This is a genomic window from Micromonospora sp. 4G55, from assembly GCF_016803375.1.
The window spans coordinates 1-2,500 of record NZ_JAEVHN010000806.1; the positions used below are offsets into that span (position 1 = coordinate 1).

General features: G+C 74.3%; 3 protein-coding genes and 1 pseudogene. 2 read left to right on the plus strand and 2 right to left on the minus strand.

All coding sequences use genetic code 11. The annotated features are described in order from the left end of the window. A pseudogene (locus JNW89_RS34480) lies at positions 1–493 on the minus strand (hypothetical protein); the annotation flags it as partial. 84 nt (positions 494–577) lie between these two features. On the opposite strand from JNW89_RS34480, the gene JNW89_RS34485 reads away from it, so the two are divergent. Both JNW89_RS34485 and JNW89_RS34490 read left to right on the plus strand, forming a co-directional pair. Further along, positions 578–1,204, plus strand: coding sequence for an HAD hydrolase-like protein (locus JNW89_RS34485; protein ID WP_238452220.1), 627 nt, complete (start codon positions 578–580; stop codon positions 1,202–1,204). Positions 1,205–1,232: 28 nt separating this feature from the next. Then, positions 1,233–1,619: a cold-shock protein gene (locus JNW89_RS34490; RefSeq protein WP_088959176.1), complete on the plus strand. Its 387-nt coding sequence runs from the start codon at positions 1,233–1,235 to the stop codon at positions 1,617–1,619. Here JNW89_RS34490 and JNW89_RS34495 read toward each other — a convergent pair. After that, positions 1,580–2,500, minus strand: a 921-nt coding sequence (locus tag JNW89_RS34495; protein WP_238452221.1) for a 1,4-dihydroxy-6-naphthoate synthase, incomplete at its 5' end; no start/stop codon positions are given. The genes JNW89_RS34490 and JNW89_RS34495 overlap by 40 nt on opposite strands.

Genomic DNA, 2,500 nt, shown 5'->3' on the forward strand with positions numbered 1-2,500 from the left:
ACGCTGCCCGCGACGCGCAGGGCGTGCTCCGGGCCGTACAGCAGGAAGCGCGCGCGCAGCCGGTCCACCGCGGCCCGGACGGTGGTCGGGGCGGGCGGGCCGGGTACGCGGAGACCTCGTCGACGCTGCCCGCGACGCGCAGGGCGTGCTCCGGGCCGTACAGCAGGAAGCGCGCGCGCAGCCGGTCCACCGCGGCCCGGACGGTGGTCGGGGCGGGCGGGTGCGGCCCGGCGGTGGCCATCGCGAGGACGGCGTCGGTGGAGGTGGTGCCCTCCTCGGGGTGCCGGGTGAGTCGGGCGGCGTCGAGGATCTGCAGGGTGAACTGGTCCAGCCCGTCCAGGACGCGGGCCACGGAGACCCGCGACTCGGCCCGGATGGCGAGGGCGGAGACGTCGGCGGGCACCGGCACCACGAGGTCGGGCCGCAACTGGAGCAGGGCGGCCAGCGACTCGTCCGGCAGGGCGCGCAGGTGGTCGGCGAGTGAGGTGGTCATCGTCGTTCCACGCTAGCCCGCTGCGGGGCCGTCCCGCCCCTCGGACGTCCGGCTCGGTCCGGGTTGGGCGGGTACGTTCTCGGGGTGCTTCCACTGATGGTCGGTTTCGACCTCGACATGACCCTGGTCGACTCCCGCCCCGGCATCGCCGCCTGCTTCCGGGCGCTGACCGCGCAGACCGGCGTACCCGTCGACGTGGACCTCGCGGTCTCCCGGCTCGGGCCGCCGTTGCGCACCGAGATCGCGCACTGGTTCCCGCCCGAGCGGGTGGAGGAGGCGGTGACGATCTACCGCGAGCTGTACCCGGCGTACGCAATCACCCCGACCGTCCCGATGCCGGGCGCGCGGGAGGCGGTCGAGGCGGTGCACGCGCACGGCGGCCGGGTGATGGTGGTGACCGCCAAGCTCGGCCGACTGGCCAAGCTGCACCTGGAGCACCTCGGGCTGAGCGTCGACGAGCTGGCCGGGGACCTCTTCGCCGAGGAGAAGGCGACCGCGCTGCGCGCGCACGGCGCGACCCTCTACGTCGGCGACCACGTGGCGGACATGGCGGCGGCGGGCGCGGCCGGGGTGCCCGGCGTCGGGGTGGCCAGCGGACCGTGCAGCACCGACGAGCTGCGGGCCGCCGGGGCGTACCAGGTGTTGGATGATCTCACCGGATTCCCGGCGGCGCTGGACCGGATCATCGGGCTAGCCTTGAGGCAGCAGTAGACGTCTCAAGCGAAGCAGGGGTTCTCAGGTGCCGACGGGTCGAGTGAAGTGGTATGACGCGGCCAAGGGATACGGGTTCGTCACCAGTGACGAGGGTGGCGACGTGTTCCTGCCCAAGGGCGCGCTACCCGCGGGTGTCACCGACCTGAAGGGTGGGCAGCGGGTCGACTTCAGCGTGGTGGACAGCCGCCGGGGCGCCCAGGCGATGGGGGTCAAGCTGCTGGACGCGCCGCCGTCGATGGCGGAGCTGCGCCGGCGCCCGGCCGAGGAGCTGCACGGCCTGGTCGAAGACATGATCAAGGTGCTGGAGGCGAAGGTCCAGCCGGACCTGCGCCGGGGCCGGTTCCCGGACAAGAAGACCGCGCAGAAGGTCGCTCAGCTGGTCCACGCGGTGGCGCGCGAGCTGGAGGTCTGAGGGCCGGAGGTCTTCGGGCTGGGGGTCTGTGGGATCAGCCCGGCGTCGGCGGCCCGGCCCAGCAGCGCCTCCACGGCGGCGAAGCCCGCGTCCCCCAGGTCAGCGGTGAACTCGTTGACGTAGAGGCCGATGTGCCGGTCCACCACGTCGGGCTCCATCTCCTGCGCGTGCGAGAGCACGTAGTCCCGGCTGGCGGCCGGGTCGGCCCAGGCCTGGCGGACGGATTCCCGGATCCAGCCGGCCGCCGCCACCGGGTCGACGGCGCCCTTGCGGGCCAGGATCGCGCCGAGCGGGATCGGCAGCCCGGTGTCGCCCTCCCACCACTCGCCCAGGTCCACCAGCGCGGTCAGCCCGTGCCGGTGGTAGGTGAACCGCGCCTCGTGGATGACCAGCCCCGCGTCGTACTTTCCGGCGGCCACCGCCGGCATGATCTCGTGGAACGGCACCACCTCGATCCGCGCCGGCGGCCGCTCCGCCGACCAGAGCCGGAAGAGCAGGTACGCGGTCGTCCGGTCGCCCGGCACCGCCACCGTGGCCCCGCTCAGGTCGGCCCGGTCCGGCCGGCTGGCACTGGCTCCGGTGGCCCCGGCTCCGACCCCGGCCGCCTCGGCCCCGGTCGCTTCGTTGCCGGCTGCGCTGCGGGTGAGCACCAGCGGGCCGCAGCCGCGGCCGAGCGCCCCGCCGCAGGGCAGCAGGTGGTAGTCGTCCAGCAGCCAGGGCAGTGCCGCGTAGCTCACCTTCACCAGGTCGAACGCGCCCCGCTCGGCGGCCGTGTTGGTGACGTCCACGTCCGCGTAGGTCACCTCGACCGGCGGCGCGCCGGGCACCCGGCCGTGCACCAGGGCGTCGAAGACGAACGTGTCGTTGGGGCAGGGCGAGAT